This is a genomic window from Pseudomonas sp. SWRI179 (assembly GCF_014268705.1).
GTDB classification, from domain to species: Bacteria; Pseudomonadota; Gammaproteobacteria; order Pseudomonadales; family Pseudomonadaceae; genus Aquipseudomonas; species Aquipseudomonas zanjanensis.
Genome location: NZ_JABWRA010000142.1, coordinates 1 through 445 on the forward strand (window position 1 = coordinate 1; position 445 = coordinate 445).

Genomic DNA, 445 nt, shown 5'->3' on the forward strand with positions numbered 1-445 from the left:
TTGCCGCTTTCCAACGTCACGGTGACCGGACCGTTTTGTGCCGTGACGGGTTTGCCGTCTGCACCGGTCAGGGTGGCGGTGTAGGTGATGGTGCCGTTTTCGTTCACGGTTGGTGTGGCGGTCAACGTCACGGTAGTGGTGTCGTTGACATCGCTAACCACAGTGCTAACTGGCGTGGTGTTTGGAGCGATGGCTTCCAGGTTACCGCCCGATGCCGAGTCAATCGATTCGGTGACGGTCGTTGGACCTTGATAAACGTCGTTACCCACAGCGATATCGAGTGTACCCGAGCTTGCACCGGCGGCGATGGTGATGGTCTTGCCGCTTTCCAGCGTCACGGTGACCGGACCGTTCTGCGCGGTGACGGGTTTGCCATCGGCGCCGGTCAGGGTCGCGGTGTAAGTGATGGTGCCGTTTTCGTTCACGGTTGGTGTGGCGGTCAACG

General features: G+C 60.0%; 1 protein-coding gene. It reads right to left on the reverse strand.

Annotated elements, in window-relative coordinates:
- A partial coding sequence (locus HU767_RS28600; protein ID WP_186731120.1) for an immunoglobulin-like domain-containing protein occupies positions 1 to 445 on the reverse strand: 445 nt, incomplete at both ends.